The sequence below is a fragment of the Tenacibaculum agarivorans genome (assembly GCF_001936575.1).
Taxonomy (GTDB): domain Bacteria; phylum Bacteroidota; class Bacteroidia; order Flavobacteriales; family Flavobacteriaceae; genus Polaribacter; species Polaribacter agarivorans.
This window is the reverse complement of the sequence record NZ_MSMP01000001.1, coordinates 1-23,032: the sequence shown is the minus strand read 5'-3', so window position 1 is coordinate 23,032 and position 23,032 is coordinate 1. Positions and strand designations below refer to the sequence as shown.

Here is a 23,032-nt window from a genome sequence, read left to right as displayed (position 1 = left end):
AATGAAACCGTTTTTTTGATTTTTTGTTAGATTGAACGGAATTTGCACTAGTGTAAGTTCCGTTTTCATACTTTTACTTTAAAATTAAATTGTGCATTTCTTACCTCAAAAAATAGATGATTATGTTGTAGCACATTCAGAGCAAGAGCCTAAATTGTTACAAGAATTAAGTAGAGAAACTTGGCAAAGAGTATTAAATCCTAGAATGTTGAGTGGTGCTTTTCAAGGCAGAGTTTTGGCCATGATAGCGAAATTAGTTGCTCCTAAATCCATTTTAGAAATAGGAACTTATACAGGGTATTCAGCTTTGTGCTTGGCAGAAGGATTACAAGAAGACGGAATACTTTATACCATTGATAAAAATGAGGAGCTAGAAGAGTTACAAACAAAGTATTTTGAAAAATCAGCTTACAGAGGAAGAATAAAGCAGTACGTAGGAAATGCTATTGACATTATACCAGAAATAGATAAAAATTTTGATTTAGTATTTATTGATGCAGATAAATCCAATTATCCAAATTACTTTAATTTGATTATTGATAAAATGAATCCTGGAGGTATTATTTTATCTGATAATGTTTTATGGAGCGGAAAAGTAGTAGAGGAATTGAATCCTAAAGATATCGATACAAAAATGTTATTAGAGTATAACAAACTATTAAAAGAAGATCAAAGAATTGAAACAGTTTTGCTTCCTATTAGAGATGGATTAACAGTAAGTAGGGTAAAATAAAAACTACATGTTCCTTTTTATTGGTCCAGTAAGATCTTCAATATTTTCCTTTACTTCATTTACTTCTTTATTTATATCAGAAGCTATATCTGTATCTAAACCATGATTTTTAGCGCTATCATTTATTTCACGTTTAATATCATTAGTTGCATCTTTAACTTGTCGCATTCCTTTTCCTAATCCTCTTGCAATTTCAGGAAGCTTATCTGCACCGAAAAAAACGACAACAAACAGTAATACTATAAAAATCTCTGGTCCTCCAATAAATAAAAAAGGTAACATCATAGTACAAAGATAGCTAATAAACTTTTTTAAAGTTTCCGATTCTAATTTCTTTTTTGTTAAAAACGTAAAGTTTGAGTAATTCAAGTTGAATTACTAGTTATAAATGGTATTGGCATTATCATATTTTTTTCAATTTTTAACAGAAATAGTTTGCTTTTATATTAGAAATGTATCAATAAATAAGAATAGAAAAAATGTATGATGGTGTTAGTTTGTAAGATGTTTTCAGTAAAGCTAAAATGAAGTTGAATTGAACTTATTTTTTTATGTTACAGGAATTCACTATATTATATTTCTTAAAATCAATTAATTATGGGGATTAAAAATTTTCAAGGTAAAAGAACGCTAGTGGTAAAGAAAGAAGTAGAACCTATTTTAGTTTCTGATTATATGACCAAAAAACTAATCACTTTTAAAGAAAATCAGTCCTTAGAAGAAGTGATAGACACATTGGTTAAAAACAGAATTTCAGGAGGACCAGTTGTGAATGATCGTAATGAGTTGATTGGAATTATTTCAGAAGGAGATTGTATTAAACACATCTCAGAAAGTAGATATTACAATTTACCTTTAGATAAAGAAAATACTGTTGGTAAAGCTATGGTAAGAGAAGTTGAAACTATATCAGGAAATATGAATATTTTCGATGCTGCAAATCATTTTTTAAAATCTAAGAGAAGAAGATTCCCAATTTTAGAAAATGGAAAATTGGTAGGACAAATTAGTCAAAAAGATATTTTAAAAGCAGCAATTCAAATGAAAGGAAATTCCTGGAAGTGATAAATTACTAATTTTTTGGCATCAATCAGAGATATGTTTGCTACTAAATAGCATAATTTTTTTAATTGATGCCAAAAAATATAAGTAATGATCTAATCATCATCTTCTAATAAAAATAAGGTTTCTACTGAAGCATTAAAAAGTTTCGCAAGTTTAAGCGCTAGTACAGTTGAGGGTATAAACTTTCCTTTTTCAATAGCATTTATTGACTGTCTACTAACTCCTATCTTTTCAGCTAAATTAGCTTGTGTTAGGTTATGTCTAGCTCTTTCAATTTTTATAGTATTTTTCATGCACGAATTTTTAAAAAATTAAATCTTACAATAAAAAATAATAAAGGCGTAAACATGTTGAACACTAGTATATTAAAAAATGTAAGGTCGTAAACAAATACTATTGTTAGCGCCAAAATCAAATAATTTATTACAAGTGCCCAAATTAAAGAGTCTGTTCTTAATTTTGCAATAAATTCATCCTCTATCTTTTCTTTAGAAAATCCAACAGTTAAGCCACCAATTATTATTAATAGACATGCAATTTCATCTACAATACTATTCTCTATAAGTTTGAAAAAACCTTTATTCCCACCAATTAAAGGGTCAGAGAAAATAGATAATACTTTGATTTCTAGAAGATCTGATTCATAGTCTGATGCTATAACATAAAAACCAATTAGAATACCAAAGGTCAATAATGTCCAACCTAGGAACTTATATTTATTTGGTAAAAGAAAATTTGTATTCATAACATTTAAAATTTATAATTTCAATTTAAATGTAATGTAAAATTTCCAAAATGTAAAATAAACTTTACTTTTTAAAATGTTTTCACCTATTTTAGTCTTTTAAATTTGAAATTTGAACTAGATTTTACAACTCTTTTTTAATAAGTAAATACCATTCATTTTCCAAAGCCAAATAACCTTGGTTATATATATAAAAATAGGTATTACCTGTTTTGGTTTGGTATATAGAAGTGAACAATTGAAAGTCGAATCCTTTATCATATAATTTAGCTCTTGAAACTTTAGTTTTTCCTTTAGTATTTAGTTCAGATAAAACTTTATAGTTTTTTTTAAGTCTATTATTAATATTTCGGATTAAATTCTTGGTGTCCTTATCTACTTTATTATTGTAAGTATTTCTACAATAATCTGAGCAAAATTTTTGGTCTGCTCTTCCTTTCAATTCGGTTGAGCATTCTAAACAGTATCTTTTTTCCATTATTAATCTTCTAATTCATTTTCCCAAAAACCATCTTCTCCTTCAGTAATCATAAACTGAATGAAAAAAACACATAACAAAAATGGATCTTTAGTATTTTTATGAAAGTTCAATTCAAGTACAGAGGTGTACTCTTCATCTTTAATTTTTTTGAATGTTACTATTTCTTTCCATTTTTTAAATAGAATATAGTTTACTCTTTTCTTTATTTTATATGAATAGGTTTTAGAAAATAACTTCGGTAGTTGTATTTTGTAGGTACTACCGTTTGTCTGATATAAAAATTGTATACCCTTAAAAAAGTTAAGTGTAGTTTTCTTTGTACAAGTGGCTATAGTTTTATTATCAATAGTATTAATCACATTCACTAATAATTCATAATAGCCAAATTTTTTTATTTCATGAATCTTAGTGTATTTTAGATTATAACCTGTTTCGGGTAAAAAATATTCTTCACCTTTATGATTAGAGTATACTGTTGTATTGCTATTATCCTTTAATACATATAATACATCTCGCTTTTGAAAAGATCCTATTACTCCAATATCTAAAACTCCGTCGAGTCCTGCACTTGCTGCTCCTAAAACTAGTAAGGCGAGGTCTTTAGCGATTCCTATTTTATCAGGATTATTTTTTCTATATAGTGTATATTTCATTACAATTTTAAAAATAGGTTCAAATATAATTAAAATTATCCGAATGTAGTCGACTACAGATGAATGAAGTCAAAATCAAATTTGAATAAGTTACATTTTTATCGAGCAATTTGTTTGAATAGTAACGTTTTAAGCAGGTTGGCTTAAAAAAAAAATGACAAATACTATATTTTTAAGCATATGAAAAAGTTTAACCAAAATAGCTGTTTTGTAAGGGATATTTCAAAAAAAATGAATTTTACTTTGTTTTTTTGTTAAAAATGTAATATTTTTATATTCTTGCGCCTTGTTTTTTTGATATATACTTTCTGTTAACTTTTTATTAATACTTTTTTTTAATACTTTTTTTTGGTGGACCACTTATTTTTTTTAAAATTGTACGAGTGTTTATGTTAATCCTAACATATTTACAGACAATCAACCATTAAAAAAGCCTAACTCATGTAATTGAGAACGGCGAAGCCATATCCCTACATTTAATCAATTAACCACTTATTGCACTAAAAACTATGAATTACGCTAACGGATGGCATGTAATATATGTCAAGTCTCGTTGGGAAAGAAGGGTTTATGAATCTTTAAAAGAAATTGATCTAGAATCTTTCTTGCCACAACTACAAACTATAAAACAATGGAGTGATAGAAAAAAAATAGTATTACAACCTCTATTTCCTTCCTATGTTTTTACTTACTTAAAGTCATTAAGAGAGTTTCATAAAGTTTTGTCTATTAAAGGAGTATGTCATTATGTTCGTTTTGGAAATAAGTATGCTCAAGTAACAGATAAAGAAATAGAAAAGATGAAATTTTTAGTGAGCGATCAAAACTTAAAAGTAACAGCTTCTGAAGAAAACTTTCTTAAAGTTGGAGAAATGAAAAAGATTATTACTGGACCCTTACATGATTTTGAATGTAAAGTATTGAAAGTTAATAATGACAATAAAATTATTGTTAGAATAGATTCTTTAAAACAGAATTTTACAGCAACAGTACCTTCCAATTATCTGTGTGAAGTGACTGAAATAGTTTAACTTTAATTCATAAAGAATCTTCGATTTAACAGTATAATCCTTCTATCCTTACAGTTCTAAATTTTAATATGAATTTTTATGCATTAATCTTTAGCTAATACTCAATCAGTATTCATCTAAAGAAATAGGTTTTTTATGTGAAATTTAATTATTGGGAACAATATAAAATCCTTGAAAAACATGTGTACATGGTTAATTTAATAACCGTGTAATAGCTACAAGTATGTCTATTCAATTCATTTAAAATTGGTTTAAAAAAGAGTTAAGTAAAGTATAGGTTACTGGAATTATTATAACAACTATTTACAAAGCATGTAATATACGTATAGCCTCTTATTAAAGTAAATGTACGAGTGTATTATTATTAATTAATGTTAGCATAATTGATAAGGAATTCAAACCAAATAATGAAAACAAATTTTTAAAAAATGAAAGAAGTAACACATAAATTTTCAAGATTTCATTTATCGGAATCTGCAAAAATAGTCAGTGAGAATGTACCAGGAGATCGTTCAAAAGAGCTTTTAAACTTACAGCAAGAAATAGAAGGTGCTGTAGTATCGTACCCAAGAAGCATGCCTTTTGCAATAAAAAGAGCTAAAGGAGCAATAATAGAAGACGTAGATGGAAATCAATTTATAGATTTATTTGCGGGTTGTGGAGTAGTTAACGTAGGACATTGTAATGAAGAAGTACTGTCGTATGTTAAAGAGCAACAAGATCAATTAATTCATGCTTTAGACTTTCCAACAGAAAATAAGTTATCTGCAATTCAAAAAATAATAAAAAACTTACCTGAATCAGTACAAGGAGATTATAAGGTAAGTTTTGGAGGGCCAACAGGTTCAGATGCTGTTGAAGCTGCAATTAAATTGGCAAAAATTAAAACAGGAAGAGATGGAATTATAGCATTTTCTGGAGGATACCATGGTATGACTTCTGCGGCTTTAGCAGTTACTGCGGATACAGCTTTCAGAAAAAGATTAACATCTTTAATTCCTAATGTACATTTTACACCATTTAGCTATCAATACAGATGCCCTTCTAATGATGATGAATTTGCATGTAAAAACTATGCAATTGATCGTTTAAAATTCTTATTAGAAAATAAACATTCTGGTATTGCAAAACCGGCAGCTATTATTGTAGAATCAATTCAAGGAGAAGGTGGAAATATTCCTCCAGTGCCTGGTTTTTTGAATGAGTTAGTTGAAGTAGCGCATAATAACGATGTACTAGTAATTTTTGACGAAATTCAGAGTGGATTCTTTAGAACAGGAGAGTTTTTAGCTTGTATGAATTATGGAGTAATGCCAGATATCATCACATTATCGAAAGGTCTTGGAGGTGTAGGTTTTCCAATTTCTGCATTAGTTTATAAAAAAGAAGTAGAAGCTTGGGGACCAGGTGCACACATAGGAACCTTTAGAGCAAATCAGGTAAGTTTAGCAGCTGCTAATGGAGCTTTTGATTTTGTAGAAAAGTACGATGTAAAGTCTCATACTAAAGAAATGGGAGCATATATGACTCAAGGATTAAATAATCTTGCTAAGAAATTCCCTTTTATAGGAGATGTAAGAGGTAAGGGACTAATGATCGGTGTTGAGTTAGTAAAAGATTTATTTACAAAAGAGCCATATCCAGAAATGGTAAAAGAATTAAGAGCGAATTGTTTACAAAGAGGATTGTTATTTGAAGTTGGTGGTCATTATAACAATGTACTTCGTATAGTACCGCCATTAACAATTACACCGCAAATTATAGATAATGCATTATCAATAATGGAGGAATCTTTTGAAGCAATTACATCTAAAATAGAAGAAAAGAAAAACGATGCGGTTCTTGAAGAAGCTTCATTTTAATTAAAAAACACTAGTAAAACCTCTAATACATTCAATGAAAAAAATAGAAGTTTTAAGTGTAGAAAATTCTCAATTGCTTACTGATGATTTATGGTTGAGTTATTTGTTGCAAATACCAAAAAATCAACAAAAGAAAGTGGAAAAATTTCACTTTCAAAAAGATAAACAAGCGAGTCTTTTAGGAAAACTATTACTCAAGAATGTATTAGAGATCTATTTTGTAAATACATCTCTTAATGATATAAAGTATACAAAATATCAAAAGCCATATTTCGAAGAAGATTTTTCATTTAATATTTCTCATTCAGGAGATTATGTGGTTTTGGCATATTCATTATGTAATTCATTATTAGGGATTGATATCGAAAAAATAAATGAGAATCTTCAAATAGAAGGCTTTAATTCAATACTAACATTTGAAGAAAAAGAATACATAAAAAATTCAAAATATCCTTACAAAACGTTTTATGATACTTGGACAATAAAAGAGGCGTTAAGTAAAGCAGATGGAAGAGGCTTAGGTATACCGTTTAAGGATATAAAAATTAACCAAGATTACGTTTCTATTGATCAAACTAAATGGTTTAGTAAAAGTGTAGAGATAGCATCTAATTACAGATGTCATGTAGTATCAAATCACATTTTTACCATAAATCATAACCAAGTAGAGCTACAAGATTTATATAAGAGTATTAGTCCCGTTTTTAGCTAATTAAAGATCAAATACTATGTAGAGTATTGTTAAAGAGACGATAAAAAAACTAATTAAGATTATGGAAATATTAAAATTTGGAGGAAGTTCAGTTAGTTCTAAAGTTTCTCTAGAAAATATGGTGCAAATAGTACGAGGATATAATCTGAATAATGAACCTCTAATTATTGTAGTTTCAGCTCTAAAAGGAGTAACAAATCATTTAGTGGATCTTGTAGATATATTAAAAAGAGAAGAAGAAGGTTACAATAAAATTATCAACATAATTTCTAAAAAGCATCAAGAATTCATAAATGTTATTTTTAAGGAAGCTCCTAAAAGTTTAGAACAACACATAAAGAAACAAGAGCAAAATCTTATAGAAACTGTAAATGAAATTGTAAAAAAACAAAGTTTAAGCTCTAAAGATTATGATAAAATTATAAGCTTTGGAGAATTGTTTTCAGCTCAAATTATAGCAGCGTATTTAAATGAAAATCAATTAAATTTTTGTTTTAAAGATGCAAGAGAATTCATTATTACTGACACAAATTTTACCAATGCAAAAATAGATTGGGATTTAACAACATCAGTAGTAACCTCTTTTTTTGCAGAAAATAAAAGAAGCTATGTAGTTACAGGTTTTATAGCACGTTCAATTTATGGAGACACAACAACTTTAGGTAGAGGAGGCTCGGATTATACAGCAACTATTTTAGCAACAATTTTAAAGGCAGAAAAAGTAACTAAATGGACAGATGTAAATGGAATTATGACAGCTGATCCTAATAAAGTTTTAAAAGCAAGCTCTTTAGAAAATATTACATTTTCAGAACTTAGAAACCTGTCGAAGTTTGGATCTAATGTATTAGTACATCCAGAATCTATAGATGAGCTATCTAAACATAATATTCCATTTTTAATTAGAAATACTTTTGATTGTAGTTTTAAAGGTACGCAAGTTATAAATGAAGAAGATTTTTGTTTGCAAAAAGCCTTATCAGCTCATCAAGCCTGTAGTATAGTAAGCTTCGATAAAAACTGGGATTTACCAAAAACATTAATTAAAGAAATTATAGATAAGAACTATCTGTTTTTTAGAGTGAAAACTTTTAAAAACGATGATAAGTCCTATTATGTAGTTGCAAATGATTGTATCAATTTCTTTAGTGAAAACTTTGAAACACTAATACAAGAAATAGGAATAAATACTTCTTCAAATTCACGCTATGCAAATATCATTGACGATGATATTGTTTTAATAACAGTAACTAGTCAAAAAATGGATAAAAAAGAAGAATTGAAGAAGATTAAAGAAACGTTAGAATTAGATAAAATAGAAATTTTAGGATATAGGCTCTTTTTTAACTCGATTTGTATGATTTTAAAAGAAGGTGACTTTAAAAGATCCTTAGGAGTTTTACATGGAAAAATAATTGACAATCCAAGTAACTTGAGTTTAAGATTAAGTTAGCAATAGAATTTTATTTGATACTAGAAATCAAGAGATATAAAAGAACTATTTATAACATAAAGGAAATTAGTGATACGTTTATTTTCTCTGATTTAAAGTAATATAATTTATACTCACTACACCGTAATTAGTATTTCACACTAGTATAAGTACAAGTATTTTAAGAATTCAAAATTTAACAAAAGAATGACTAATGAATAAGGCAAGAATAATAGCAATACCATTTGCTGGAGGAAATAAATATAGTTTTAATGACATTGAAAAGCACATTGCAAAAAAAGTCGAGTGGATCACTTTAGAACTTCCTGGAAGAGGTGGACGATTTAAAGAAAACTTGCTGACCAATGTGAATGATATGGCAGAAGATCTTTTACAAAAAATGATACCTCATATTTTGAAAGAAGGCCCATATAGTATCTATGGACACAGCCTTGGAACTTTGTTAGGCTATGAGTTAACAAAAAGAATTAGAGAAAAAGGGTTAAAGCAACCAACATGTCTATTCTTAACAGGAAGAGGAGCTCCAGGGTTCGAAAGATGTAGTAAAAAAAGATCACATTTACCCAAGGATGAGTTTTGGGAAGAAATTGATAAAATAGGAGGCTTACCTAGTGACTTTTTCGAACATAAAGCATTATTAGATTTATACTATCCTATAATGAAATCTGATTTCAAAGCAGTGGAGGAGTATCAATATCAAGAAATGGAAAATCCTTTTTCAATTCCAATACATGTTTGCATGGGAGAAGATGAAATAGGGAAAGAAGAAGATGATAAAACACCTTTACCTACTATGAAAGCATGGCAAAATGAAACTACATCAGCTTGTACTTTTGAGTTATTAAAAGGAGATCATTTTTTTATCTTAAATCATTCAAAAACAATTGCTAATAAAATTTATGACGCTGCAATACGTGACAATGTAGTAGTTTATTAATCAATTTTAAATAACCAAATAAATACTAAATGTAATAAATGATTTAATCAATTTATTACAAGAATAAACAACTTAAAACTAAATAAAATTGGAAAAATTAACTTTATACAGCTTTTTTAAATTCAAATTAGCTTTACCAATGTTGGCTATATTTACTATCATTAGTAGTTTATGGAGCACAGCTTTAATATCGATCATTAATAATAAAATATCAGGAGCTCCCTTGCCATTGCTTGAAGGTTATGATTGGCAAGTTTTTACATTTTTTGCAGTGTCATCGTTAATATTTACTTACTTCTTTAAAATGCATATCATCAAAATAACCTTAAACTTTGGAAAAGATATAATGCTTAAAATCATTAACAGACTAAGGTTATCAGATTATGAATCTTATTTACGTTTAGGAGAAGCTAGAATTAGAACAGCAATGGAAGATATAGGTACTTTAGAAGAAATTCCAGAAACATTTATATCCTTATTAAATGCTTTAATTATGTCAATTGTTACTATTGCATATATGTTCTTTTTATATCCTCCAGGAGCACTAATGATTATAGGTCTAGTGATCGTTCTAAGTGCTGTTTACATGTACAGAAGTGCAATAATTGAAAAGAGTATGGATGAAGAAAGGGATTTAGATGATGATTTTATGAATAACTACAATGATTTTGTTCATGGTTTTAATAAAATTAAAATGAGTACAAAAAGAAGTAACTCTTTGTTTTATAACTTTATGAAAAAGAACAGAGAGAACTCAGTTAAGTTAATGGTAAGGTCGCAAAAAGCGTCCTTAGGAAATGAAGTAACAGGAGAATTTTCTTTTAATCTTTTAATCGCTACAATTATTTTTATAATGCCAGTTATTTTCACAGTAGAAAAACAAGTAATTAGCGGTTTTATGTTTGCTGTTTTATTTTTAATAGGACCTATATCTATGTTAATTACTATGATTCCAAGTGTTATAGCTTTTAATGTGGCAATTTCAAGGTTAAATGAATTCACAGAAATTACTACCAGTAAGTTTAATTATGAAAAGCTTCCAAAAGATTCGGTAAATACTTTAGAAACTTTTGATAAGCTTACAGTAAATGATGTAACATATGAGTACCTTAATGAAGAAGAAGGAAAAGTAAGTTTTAAACTAGAACCCATAGATTTAGAGATAAATAGAGGAGATGTAATATTTATATATGGAGGTAATGGTAGTGGAAAAAGTACTTTTATAAATATTTTATCAGGTTTGTGTATTCAAAAATCTGGAGATATGTATTACAATGATACATTAATTACAAATGAAAATAGATTGCATTATCGAGATAAACTGTCTTGTGTGTTTTCAAATAACTATCTTTTTACTGAAAATTATGATGGATTTGATTTAACAGAATCAAATACAAAATTCCAGGATTTACTTAAAGAAATGAAACTTGATACAGTAATTATACAAAATGAAGATAAGAATAAGGTACATCAAGATTTATCTAGTGGTCAGAAAAAAAGATTAGCTCTTATATACACTTTATTAGAAGATAAAGATATTTTTATTTTTGATGAGTGGGCAGCTGAGCAAGATCCAGAGTTTAGAAAGTATTTTTATGAAAATATTATCCCTTCACTAAAAAGAAATGGAAAAACAGTGATCGCAATTACGCACGATGATGCATATTACCACCTATGTGATCGCTTGATTAAGTTCTCTTATGGACAGATGAAAGAGGAAGAGAAATTATTAGGAGTGCCAAGTTTTTAACAGTTAGCATAACTTATATAATTTCTATTTCATCATACGTACGTGTAATCGTCAATAATTAATACCTTTTTTATTTTAAAAATAAGATTAAGCTAGTCTTATCTGCACATTTATAAGCATATAATAACAATGTGAAGCTTCAAAGCTTACTACGAACTAAATCGAAGTAAGTAGAAACTTTATGTAAAAATTACACATTGTTATTAGTGTATAGACTCTTCTTATTACTACAATTTTCCAAAAGGTAAGTTTCTTGAAATAAAAAATCTAAAATGAATCTAAAACAGAAATTACATTTAGCACAGCTAGAGGTGTATTATGGTCAATTAATAGATCCTCAGAGTCCGATATATAATATGGGAGGATATGTTGTTCTCACAGGAGCATTAGATACCGCTTTATTTAAAAGTGTAGTTGCTAGCTTATCTTCGGTTTATGATACTTATAACTATAGGTATGATTTTACAGGAATCGAGCCTATGTTTCACATAGGAGATCATACAGAAGTTCATTTAAACGAAATAGATTTTTCACAGGAGGAGAGTCCAGAAAAAGTAGCGAAAGAATGGATGCAACGAAGAATAGATACCGCTTTTGATTTAACACAAGATAAATTATACGATTATACACTTATAAAAATAGCTGAGGATATACATTGGTGGTGTGTTTTGAATTATCATTTAATATATGATGGATTTGGTTCTGCTTTAGTGGTAAGCTATGTAATAGATGAATATGATAGAAGATTAAACAATATTGAAGAAACTGAGCCAAAAAAATATCCATCTTATTTTAGTATTACTCAAAAGAATAATGAGTATTTAACATCTCAACAATATGAAAAAGATGCAGTGTATTGGAAAGAAAAATTTACTAGTATTCCTGAATCTGTAATAAATCCTAATAAAAAAAGTAACAAAAAAGGTGGTTATAGATTTTCTAAACATACTTCTGAATCTGATAAAGCATTATTTAGTCGATTAACAGAAAAAACAAAAGCCAGTTTACCGCAATTTACAATAGCGGCATTGTTACTATATTTTGGAAAAACTACAGACAAGAAAGAGTTTAGTTTTGGAGTACCAGTTCATAACAGAGTTAGCCGTGCAGAACGTAAAGCATTAGGAATGTTCTCTAGTATACTTCCTTTTAAAGGAGAGTATAATTCAAATGAAACGTTATTAGATTTTATTACAAACATAAAAAAAACGCAACGTAACGATTATAGGTATAGGCAATATCCAATTTCACATTTAAATAGATCATTAAAATTATTGTCAGAAAGTAGAAAACAACTTTTTGATATCATAGTTAACTATGAACCATTTCCGCTTCCAAAGTCATTAGAATCTGGACTACAGATAGTCATAAAACACTTATCTACAATCGTCGATTTAGAAGTCCCATTATCGTTTCGCTGGTGTGATTATGGAGAAGATTCATCACTAATTTTAAATGTTGATTTTCTTCAAGAATATTTTGATAAAGAAGAGATAGAAAAGCTAACAGAAAGAATACTTTTTATTATAAGGCAGTTTGAAGAGAATTTAGAGCAACCACTAAAAAATATATCCATTCTAACTGAACAAGAAAACAAGCAAATATTAGATGTTTTTAATGCTACAGAACAAGCATACCCATCAGATAAAACAATTGTAGAATTATTTGAAGCACAAGTAGCAAAAACACCAAATGCAAATGCAATTTCTTTTGAAGATAGGACCATATCTTACAAAACGTTAGATGAAAAATCAAATCAATTAGCACATTATTTACGAGCAAACGGAGTACAACCAAATGTATTTGTAGGAGTTTGTATGAATCGTAGCTTAGAGTTAATTATCGGAATTCTAGGAATTTTAAAGTCTGGCGCAGCATACGTTCCTATTGATCCTAATTATCCTGAAGATCGTATCGATTTTATGTTGAAAGATGCTGATATTCAAATAGTATTAAGCTCTAAAGCAAATAGTGAAGCATTGTCAAGAAGAGAAAATATAAATACTATTTCTCTAGATGAAAATTGGGATGAATTAATTTCAAACTATTCAGAAAAAATATTAGAACATATTATTAAGCCGAATGATCTAGCTTATATAATCTATACCTCAGGAAGTACTGGAAGACCAAAGGGAGTTCAGATAGAACATAAAAACATTATTAGTTTAGCATTAAGTTGTGATTATGTTACATTAAATTCAGATACTGTTTGGTTGTCTACTGGTTCTATTTCTTTTGACGCTACTACTATAGAATACTGGGGGACACTTTTAAATGGAGGAGAATTAATACTTACAACAAAAGAAACGCTTTTAAATGGAGCAAATTTAAAAGCAACATTACTAGAAAAAGAAGTGAATACTTTGTGGATGACTGCTTCTTGGTTTCATCAATTGGTTGATGAAGATCCAAGTATTTTTTCATCCCTAAAATACCTATTAGTTGGAGGTGATGTTGTATTGTTTAACTATACTAATAAACTAAAAGAATTATACCCAAATCTTACTATAATTAACGGGTATGGACCAACAGAGAATACCACATTTTCAACTACATATGAGATAGTTAATACTAAAGTTTCTCTTCCGATAGGGAGGCCTATTAAAAACAGCTTTGCTTACGTTACTAATTCTGAAATGAATTTAGTTCCAGTAGGAGTTGTCGGAGAATTAGTAGTAGGAGGATCTGGAGTAGGTAGGGGGTATTTGAATAATGAAGAATTAACTGAAGAAAAGTTTGTAGATAATCCATTTAAAAAAGGAGATAGATTATATAAAACAGGTGATTTAGCGAAATGGTTACCTGATGGTAATATTGAGTTCATTGGAAGAAAAGATGCACAGATAAAGATTCGAGGATATCGAATTGAACTTGGTGAAATTGAAAGCGTATTATCTAACATACCATCAATTAGTCAATGTTGTGTATTAGCAAAAGAAGATGTTGTTGGAAATAAGCGCTTGGTAGGATATGTAGTTTTAGAAGAAGCATTTGAAAAAGAAGTTGTTCAATCAGAACTAAGAAAGAATTTACCAGACTACATGGTCCCATTAATTTGGGTAGAAATGGAGTCAATGCCACTAACTAACAATGGAAAGTTAGATCGAAAAGCATTACCAAATCCAAATATTTCAGATTTGTCAAGTAACCAATATGTGGCTCCTAGAAATGAATTGGAGTCAACATTAGTTTCTATTTGGCAAGAATTACTTGGGATAGAAAAAATTGGAGTGTACGACGATTTCTTTGAATTAGGAGGCCATAGTTTACTAGTAGTACAATTAATTTCACGTTTACAAACCATTGGATATTATGTGGAAGCAAAAAATATATTCGCAAGTCCAACAATAGCTTCTATTGCCGCAAATGTATCCGTTTCAAATACAGTGTATCAAGTTCCCGAAAATGGAATTACTCCAGATACAGAGTATATCACTCCAAGCATGGTTCCTTTAATTGATTTTGAACAGGAAGATATAGATAAAATCATTTCTCAAGTAGAAGGAGGAGTTGCCAATATTCAAGATATTTATCCATTATCACCATTACAGGAAGGTATGTACTTTCATTATTTAATGAGTGATAAAAATGAAGGTGACCCTTACATAATATCGAGTTTGCTATCATTTTCAGATCAAGAGAAAAGAGTAACTTTTATAGAGGCTTTGCAATTTATAGTGAATCGACATGATGTGTTACGTACTTGTATGTTGAGTAAAGGTTTACCAAAGGCAGTACAAGTAGTGCTTAAAGAAGCAAAGTTATTAGTAGAACATTTAAAAGTTAATGATTCTACTAAGGATGTAGTATCTGAATTAGAATCACTTCGAACTCCTGAGAATCAATGGATGGATGTTGCTAAAGCTCCTTTATTACAGGTAACAATAGCTGATGATTTAGAAAAGGGATGTTATTATTTACTACTTCAACAGCATCATTTAGTACTAGATCATGTAGGAATGGAAAAAATTGTTTCTGAAATGGAAATGTATGTTTCAGAAAATATAAACAGCCTTCCAACTCCAGTTCTTTATCGAGATTTTATTGGTCATACATTACATGCACAGTCAATCAATGATAGTGAATCGTATTTTACAGAATTATTAGGAGAAATAGATGAACCAACTTATCCGTTCGCTTTATCAAATGTTTTAGGAAATGGTACAGATGTAGAAGAAACAAGTACTGTTTTACCTAAAGCATTAAGTAAAGAAATTCGAGTAGTTTGTACCAATTTAGGAATCAGTCCAGCAGTACTTTTTCATGCAGCATATGGATTAGTTGTAGGAAGGTGTAGTAATACATCGTATGCTATTTTCGGATCCTTATTTTCAGGGCGTTTACAAGGGACTTTAAATTCAGCAGATTCATTAGGTCTATTTATCAATACCTTACCTTTCTTTACAGCGTTAAAAGGAACTATTTCTGAATATATAATTGCTGTAAAACAGGGGTTAGAAGACTTATTATCTTATGAACAAACTTCCTTAGCAGATATTCAATCTTGGAGTGGAATCTCTAATGAAATTCCACTATTCAGTGCATTATTGAATTTTCGTCACTCTTCAACCGTTTCAGAAACAGAAGAAATCACAAAGAAGTTAGGAATTCAAACCATAGAAAGTCAAGAACGTACTAATTATCCTTTTATGCTAAATGTGGATGATTATGGAGATGATTTTCGATTAGAAGTCCAAGTTAGCAATACTATCATTCCAAGTCGTCTACTAAACTATATGGAAGAGGTATTGACTCAGTTATTAAAAGGCTTACAAACAGAAAAAGAGTTAGCTGTTACTAGCATAAATATTCTACCAGAATCAGAAATTTCCCAATTGTTGGAGGATTTCAATACAACAACTACTGAATATAGCAGTTGTAATACGATTTTAGAGTTATTTGCAGATCAGGTAAAAAAATCACCAGACAATTCTGCTGTAGTGTATAAAGGAAATACTTTAAGCTATAAAGAATTGGATGACCGTTCAAATCAATTAGGTCGTTATTTACGAGATCAAGGAGTAACATCGGATAGCCTAGTAGGTATTTGTATTGATCGTAGTTTAGAGATGATAGTGGGTATTTTAGGAACTCTAAAATCAGGAGGCGCTTATGTTCCGATTGATCCGAAGTATCCAAGTGATCGTATTGCCTATATTTTAGAAGATACACAGGCGAGTTTAGTAGTTTCTAATACAGCTACAAGTAGTGTTCTAGATCAAATTACAGGAATTACGGTGATAACTCTAGACGAAGAGAATGGAGCTATTTTATCTCAAAGTACAAGTGAATTAAATTATCAATCACTTTCAAGTGCTGATTTAGCCTATATTATTTACACTTCAGGGAGTACGGGTAAGCCCAAGGGAGTTATGATTGAACATGGTAACATGCTCAATTTAGTACAGTGGTCTATTGAGAATTTTAAGGATTCTTTAGGGCTAGGAATGTTGTGTAGTACTTCAATGAACTTTGACTTATCAATATTTGAAATCTTCACGAGTTTATGTTGTGGTTCTAAACTAGAGTTAGTAGATAATTTATTATCGTTAGCAGAAGGTGAATCTGTAGAAGTTTCTTTGATAAACACTGTTCCAAGTGTTTTACAAGGATTATTAGAATCGGGGAAGTTACCGAATAGTGTACAGACCATTAATTTAGCAGGAGAACCCTTATTGCCAAGTTTAGTTGATCGTATTTACAAGGAGAGTTCAGTAAGCTCAGTTTACGATTTATATGGTCCATCAGAAGCCACTACCTATAGTACTTTTATTAAAAGAGAGTTAGGAGGAGTACAAACTATTGGACGCCCAATAGCAAACACACAGATTTATATTGTTAATGAGTCTACAGAATTAGTTCCTGTGGGAGTTGTAGGAGAACTATGTGTAGGCGGAAAAGGAGTAGCTAGAGGATACTTGAATCGAGAAGCATTAACATCAGAGAAATTTGTTGATAATCCATTTGTAGCAGGTGAACGAATCTATAAAACAGGAGATTTAGCAAAGTGGCTACCAGATGGTACAATTGAATATGTAGGTAGAGGAGATACTCAGGTAAAAGTTCGAGGTTATCGAATCGAACTTGGAGAGATAGAGAGCGCATTATCAAACATAACATCAATTACGCAATGTTGTGTATTAGCAAAAGAAGACGTTACTGGAAATAAACGATTAATAGGTTATGTAGTTTCAGAAGAATCTTTTGAAAAAGAAGCTATTGAGTTAATAGTAAAGGAGAGTTTACCAGAATACATGGTCCCATTAATTTGGGTTGAATTAGATGCTATGCCATTAACTCCAAGTGGTAAGTTGGATAGAAAAGCATTACCAGAACCTGAAGGATCATTATTATCAACAAAAGAATACGTAGCTCCAAGAAATGAAACAGAAGAACAATTAGTTTCTATTTGGCAAGATATATTAGGAGTAGAACAGATAGGAATACACGATAATTTCTTTGAATTAGGAGGACATAGTTTATTGGTGGTACAACTAATTTCACGTTTACAGAAATCAGGTATTCATGTAGCGGTTAAAGATATTTTTTCAAATTTTACAATTGCTGCTATTAGTACGCAATTATCCTCTTCAAATACATCATATGAAGTTCCAGCTAACGGTATCAAAGAAGATACAGATCATATTGTACCAAGTATGGTTCCATTATTGGATTTTGATCAGAAAACTCTTGATATAGTAGTTTCACAAATTTCAGGAGGAGTTACTAATATTCAAGATATATATCCTTTATCACCACTACAAGAAGGAATGTATTTCCATCACTTGATGAGTGATAGATCTAAAGGAGATCCATATGTGCTATCAAACTTACTTTCTTTTACTAGTGAACAGAAACGTTCGACATTTATAGAAGCATTACAGTTTGTAGTGAATCGTCATGATGTTTTACGTACTTGTGTTGTTAGTTCAGGATTACCAAAGGCAGTTCAAGTAGTACTTAGAAATGCAACTTTACCTGTGGAGAATTTAGAGTTGAATTTGGAAGCTTCAGAAGACATATTATCAAGCCTAAAGGATTGTACAAAACCAGGAAGTCAATGGTTAGATGTTTCTAATGCTCCACTATTAGACTTAAAGATTGCAGATGATGTTAAGAATGATCTGTATTATTTAGTAATTAACCAACATCATTTGATTTTAGATCATGTAGGTTTAGAGAAAATCGTATCAGAAATTGTTAGTTATTTATTAGGAGAAGGATCAAGTTTAGCAACTCCAGTCTTATATAGAGACTTTATTGGTCATACATTACATCAACGTGAAGTTAATGACAGCGCTACTTATTTTAAGAATTTATTAGGTAATATTGATACTCCTACTTATCCATTTGGTTTGTCAAATATTCAGCAAGGAGGCTTAAATATAGAAGAATCACAATGTGTTTTAGGGATAGAATTGAGTACAACTATTAGATCGGTTAGTACTCGATTAGGAATGAGTCCAGCAGTATTATTTCATGCTGCTTTTGGTTTAGTAGTTGGTAGATGTAGTGGAAGTGACTATGCATTATTTGGAAGTTTATTTTCGGGTCGTTTACAAGGTTCTTTAGGGGCTTCAGATTCGTTAGGATTATTTATCAATACCTTACCATTTTTAGTTTCTTTACAAGGAAGTGTTTCAGCTTATATTAGTAGTGTTCAGGAATTATTAGGTGCTTTATTACCTTATGAGCAAACGCCATTATCTGCTATTCAAGGATGGAGCGGAATTTCAAATGATACTGCTTTATTTAGCGCATTATTAAATTATCGTCATAGTCAAGTTACTCCAGAGGGTGGTTTGAGTAATGATCATGATTTAGGAGCTACAATATTGAATTCAGGAGAGCGTACAAATTATCCTTTTTCGATAGATGTTGATGATTATGGAGATACTTTTGGTTTGACTGCTCAAATCATTTCAGGGATTGACTCAGACCGTATTTTGAATTATATGGAGACTGCATTAGAAGATTTATTAAAATCTTTAGTAGATGCTCCTTCAAGTTTGATAAGTTCATTAGATATTGTATCTGGAGAAGAGCGCCTCAAATTATTAAACATATTTAATGCTACTGATGTTACGTATAACTCAGAGATTACTTTTTTAGATCTTTTCGAAACTCAGGTTACTAATAATCCAGATAGTATTGCACTAGCATTTAAGAATGATAGCTTAACCTACAGCGAATTAAATGCTCGTTCAGAAGATTTAGCGTATTATTTAATAGCAAAAGGAGTTACTAAGAATTCTTTAGTTGGTCTTTGTTTGGATCGCAGTTTAGATGTATTAGTTGGTATTTTAGGTATTTTAAAATCAGGTGGGGCGTACGTACCTATTGATCCAAGTTATCCTAAAGATCGTATATCTTATATGCTTTTGGATGCAGAATTAGGTATAGTGATTACAGATACTGCTACAAAGGAGTTATTACCAGAAGAGATTCCTTTTGAAAATATTGTATTAGATCAAGATTGGGACAAGATTTGTGCAGTTAATCATAAAGAGTTAATTGTAGATCGTTCGGTTGAAGATTTAGCATATGTAATTTACACTTCAGGTAGTACTGGAAAACCTAAAGGAGTTGAAGTAACACATAATTCTTTAGTAGATTATGTGTTAACCTTTTCATCTTATTTTAATATAAACAGTTCAGATGTTATTTTAAGTCAATCTACAATTTCATTTGATACTTCTATTGAAGAGTTATTCCCAATTTTAAGTGTAGGAGGTAAATTAGTTATAGCAGAAGATCGTACAGATTTTTCATCTCTTGTTGATCTATGTAAAGAAGCAAAAGTTACTTTACTAAGTACAAACCCTTACATGGTATCATATATAAACTCGGAAGATAGTATAGAAGAGTTGTCTTTACGTGTTGTTATTAGTGGTGGAGATGTTTTAAAAAGTTCTTATGTAGATAAGATTTATGATAAGGTTGCTATTTATAATACATATGGACCTACAGAGGCTACAGTTTGTGTTAGTTACTATCATGTAGATCAATTATCGCAAAGTATTCCTATTGGTAAGCCTATTGCAAATACAAAATTATATATAGTTGATTCCTCTGGAAATTTGTGTCCAGAAGGTGTTGTAGGAGAGTTATGGGCATCAGGTGCAGGTGTTGCAAAAGGATATTTAAATAGACCTGTATTAACATCAGATAAATTTATAGACAATCCTTTTCATTCAGGATTACGAGTATATAAAACAGGGGATTTAGCGTATTGGCAGGAAGATGGAAATTTAAGATTTGTTGGTAGAAAAGATGCACAGGTTAATCTTCGAGGTTATCGTATTGAGTTAGGAGAAATTGAGTATGCTTTGTCTCAAATTTCAACAATAGAAAGTAGTTGTGTAGTTGTTCAAACTGCTGCTATTGGAGGGAAGCGTTTAGTTGGTTATGTTGTGGTTTCGGAAAATTTTGATAAGACAGCCACTGAGGAAAAACTAGCTTCTTTATTACCAAGTTACATGGTGCCAAAGATATGGGTGGAATTAGAAGTATTGCCTTTAACAGCTAATGGTAAGTTAGATAAAAAAGCGTTACCTGCCCCAGAAGATAGTTTGTTATCTAGAGAAAGTTATGTGGGACCTAGTACAGCCATTCAAGCGAAGTTGGTGGGTATTTGGCAAGAGTTGTTAGGGCTTGAGAAAATAGGTGTTTATGATAATTTCTTTGAATTAGGTGGTCATAGCCTGCTTGTTGTAGAGTTGATTTCACACCTGCAAAAACACGATTTAAATATCACAGTAAGAGATATTTTTGCTACTCCTACCATAGCAGGAATTAGTGATAGTTTATCATCTTCTACAGCAGTTTATCAAGTTCCAGCAAATGGAATTACAGTAGATACTGAGCGCATTATTCCAACAATGGTCCCATTATTGGATTTTGAACAAGATCATCTAGATAAAATCGTGAGTAGTATTGAAGGTGATGTATCTAATATTCAAGACATCTATCCGCTGTCGCCATTACAGGAAGGAATGTATTTCCATCACTTAATGAGTGATAAAAATGAAGGAGATCCATACATTACACCAAATTTATTATCCTTTACAACTAAAGAAAAGCGTAGTTCTTTTATAGAGGCTATGCAGTTTGTGATAAACCGTCACGACGTTTTACGCACTGCTTTTATAAATAAAGGCTTGCCAAAACCAGTTCAGGTAGTCCTTAGAGAAGCGAAATTATCAGTAGAAGAAATAACAGTAGAAGCATCAAAAGATGTTTTATCAGAATTAAAAGCACTAACGGCTCGTAGAAATCAATGGTTAGATGTTTCTAAAGCTCCATTAATAGCGATACAAACAGCAGACGATCTACAGAATGATACGTATTATTTGATCTTATTAGAACATCACTTAATTATGGATCATGTTGGTATAGAGAAGATTGTTTCAGAGATTAAGTCATATGTTTTAGAAGATGTAGCGAGTTTACCTGAGCCTGCTTTATATAGAGATTTTATTGGTCACACTTTACACCAGCAAGCGACTAATAATAGTGAGTCATACTTCAAAGAACTGTTGAGTGCCATAGATACGCCAAGCTATCCATTCGAATTGTCAAATATTCAAGTAAAAGCATCATCTATAAAAGAATCTGTAGTCATTTTACCACAAACCCTGAGTGAGAAAATTCGTAGGGTAAGTACAAAAATGGGTATGAGTCCTGCTGTAGTTTTTCATGCAGCATATGGATTAGTTGTAGGAAAGTGTAGTAATACAGACTATGCTATTTTCGGTTCGTTATTTTCAGGAAGATTACAAGGTTCTTCAGCAACAGATTCTTTAGGGTTATTAATTAATACATTACCGTTTTATATTGATTTTGAGGGAAGTATTTTCGAATATATTCAAGAAGTAAAGCAAAGATTGCAGGAATTATTATCCTATGAACAAACGCCATTATCAAGTATTCAAGGTTGGAGTGATATTTCTAACGAAGTTCCTTTGTTTAGTGCTTTATTAAATTATCGCCATTCTTCTAGATCGCTTGAAAATGAAGAAGATGAAGTGTTCCTTAGTTTAGGAATGAAGGTGTTAGGAGGTCAAGAGCGTACTAATTACCCGTTTGGATTAAGTGTTGATGATTACGGAGTTGACTTTGGATTAACAGCTCAGATTGAAGAAAGTATTGAATCAGAACGTATTCTTGTGTATATGCAAGAAGCCTTAACTCAGCTATTAGAAGGTTTAGAAACAGAACAAACAACATTAGTAGCAAGTTTAGGAATTGTATCACCAGAAGAAGAACAAGAAATATTAGAAGTATTTAATGCTACAGCATTAGCTTATCCATCAGAAAAAACTGTTGTTGAATTGTTTACAGCCCAGGTTGAGAAAACACCAGAAGCGGTTGCAATTTCTTTTGAAGGAACAACACTAACATATGCAGCATTAGATCAGCGTTCAAATCAATTAGCTCATTATTTACGAGATCAAGGCATACAGCCAGACACGTTGGTAGGTGTTTGTATGGATCGTAGTTTAGAATTACTAGTTGGAATTTTAGGCGTTTTAAAATCAGGAGGCGCTTATGTTCCTATTGATTCAGGCTATCCAGAAGAACGTATTGAGTACATGCTGAATGATGCTA

General features: G+C 30.4%; 14 protein-coding genes. 9 read left to right on the top strand and 5 right to left on the bottom strand.

Going from position 1 to position 23,032, the window contains the following annotated elements:
* Positions 1-91: 91 nt before the first annotated feature.
* Positions 92-733 (top strand): O-methyltransferase, encoded by a 642-nt coding sequence (locus BVC87_RS00070; protein WP_075340298.1) that lies wholly within the window; start codon positions 92-94, stop codon positions 731-733.
* 3 nt (positions 734-736) lie between these two features.
* On the opposite strand, the gene BVC87_RS00065 is transcribed toward BVC87_RS00070, so the two are convergent.
* Positions 737-1,018: a Sec-independent protein translocase subunit TatA/TatB gene (locus tag BVC87_RS00065; protein ID WP_075340297.1), complete on the bottom strand. Its 282-nt coding sequence runs from the start codon at positions 1,016-1,018 to the stop codon at positions 737-739.
* A gap of 312 nt (positions 1,019-1,330) precedes the next feature.
* On the opposite strand from BVC87_RS00065, the gene BVC87_RS00060 reads away from it, so the two are divergent.
* Positions 1,331-1,798: a CBS domain-containing protein gene (locus BVC87_RS00060; RefSeq protein ID WP_075340296.1), complete on the top strand. Its 468-nt coding sequence runs from the start codon at positions 1,331-1,333 to the stop codon at positions 1,796-1,798.
* Positions 1,799-1,890: 92 nt separating this feature from the next.
* Here BVC87_RS00060 and BVC87_RS00055 read toward each other — a convergent pair whose 3' ends face one another.
* From BVC87_RS00055 to BVC87_RS00040, 4 genes are all read right to left on the bottom strand, one after another.
* Positions 1,891-2,091: a helix-turn-helix transcriptional regulator gene (locus tag BVC87_RS00055; RefSeq protein WP_075340295.1), complete on the bottom strand. Its 201-nt coding sequence runs from the start codon at positions 2,089-2,091 to the stop codon at positions 1,891-1,893.
* Entirely contained in the window at positions 2,088-2,543 is a 456-nt protein-coding gene (locus BVC87_RS00050; RefSeq protein ID WP_075340294.1) for a hypothetical protein, read from the bottom strand. Before BVC87_RS00050 ends, BVC87_RS00055 begins: the two co-directional genes overlap by 4 nt.
* A gap of 124 nt (positions 2,544-2,667) precedes the next feature.
* On the bottom strand, positions 2,668-3,021 hold the full coding sequence (locus tag BVC87_RS00045) for a hypothetical protein (protein WP_075340293.1): 354 nt from the start codon (positions 3,019-3,021) through the stop codon (positions 2,668-2,670).
* A gap of 2 nt (positions 3,022-3,023) precedes the next feature.
* On the bottom strand, positions 3,024-3,677 hold the full coding sequence (locus BVC87_RS00040) for a hypothetical protein (protein ID WP_075340292.1): 654 nt from the start codon (positions 3,675-3,677) through the stop codon (positions 3,024-3,026).
* A gap of 509 nt (positions 3,678-4,186) precedes the next feature.
* On the opposite strand from BVC87_RS00040, the gene BVC87_RS00035 reads away from it, so the two are divergent.
* The 7 genes from BVC87_RS00035 to BVC87_RS00005 all read left to right on the top strand — a co-directional run.
* Positions 4,187-4,708, top strand: a complete 522-nt coding sequence (locus tag BVC87_RS00035; RefSeq protein ID WP_075340291.1) for a UpxY family transcription antiterminator — start codon at positions 4,187-4,189, stop codon at positions 4,706-4,708.
* 428 nt (positions 4,709-5,136) lie between these two features.
* The gene (locus BVC87_RS00030; protein ID WP_075340290.1) at positions 5,137-6,570 is read left to right on the top strand and encodes an aspartate aminotransferase family protein; all 1,434 of its coding nucleotides are present in this window, start codon (positions 5,137-5,139) and stop codon (positions 6,568-6,570) included.
* Positions 6,571-6,604: 34 nt separating this feature from the next.
* Complete coding sequence (locus BVC87_RS00025) at positions 6,605-7,282, top strand: 4'-phosphopantetheinyl transferase family protein (protein WP_075340289.1); 678 nt, start codon at positions 6,605-6,607, stop codon at positions 7,280-7,282.
* A gap of 61 nt (positions 7,283-7,343) precedes the next feature.
* Positions 7,344-8,735: an aspartate kinase gene (locus tag BVC87_RS00020; protein ID WP_075340288.1), complete on the top strand. Its 1,392-nt coding sequence runs from the start codon at positions 7,344-7,346 to the stop codon at positions 8,733-8,735.
* Between the two features lie 193 nt (positions 8,736-8,928).
* A complete protein-coding gene (locus BVC87_RS00015; protein WP_075340287.1) occupies positions 8,929-9,672 on the top strand; it encodes a thioesterase II family protein in 744 nt (247 codons plus the stop codon).
* Positions 9,673-9,760: 88 nt separating this feature from the next.
* Complete coding sequence (locus BVC87_RS00010) at positions 9,761-11,422, top strand: cyclic peptide export ABC transporter (RefSeq protein ID WP_075340286.1); 1,662 nt, start codon at positions 9,761-9,763, stop codon at positions 11,420-11,422.
* Positions 11,423-11,694: 272 nt separating this feature from the next.
* Positions 11,695-23,032, top strand: an 11,338-nt coding sequence (locus BVC87_RS00005; protein ID WP_143569680.1) for a non-ribosomal peptide synthetase, incomplete at its 3' end; no start/stop codon positions are given.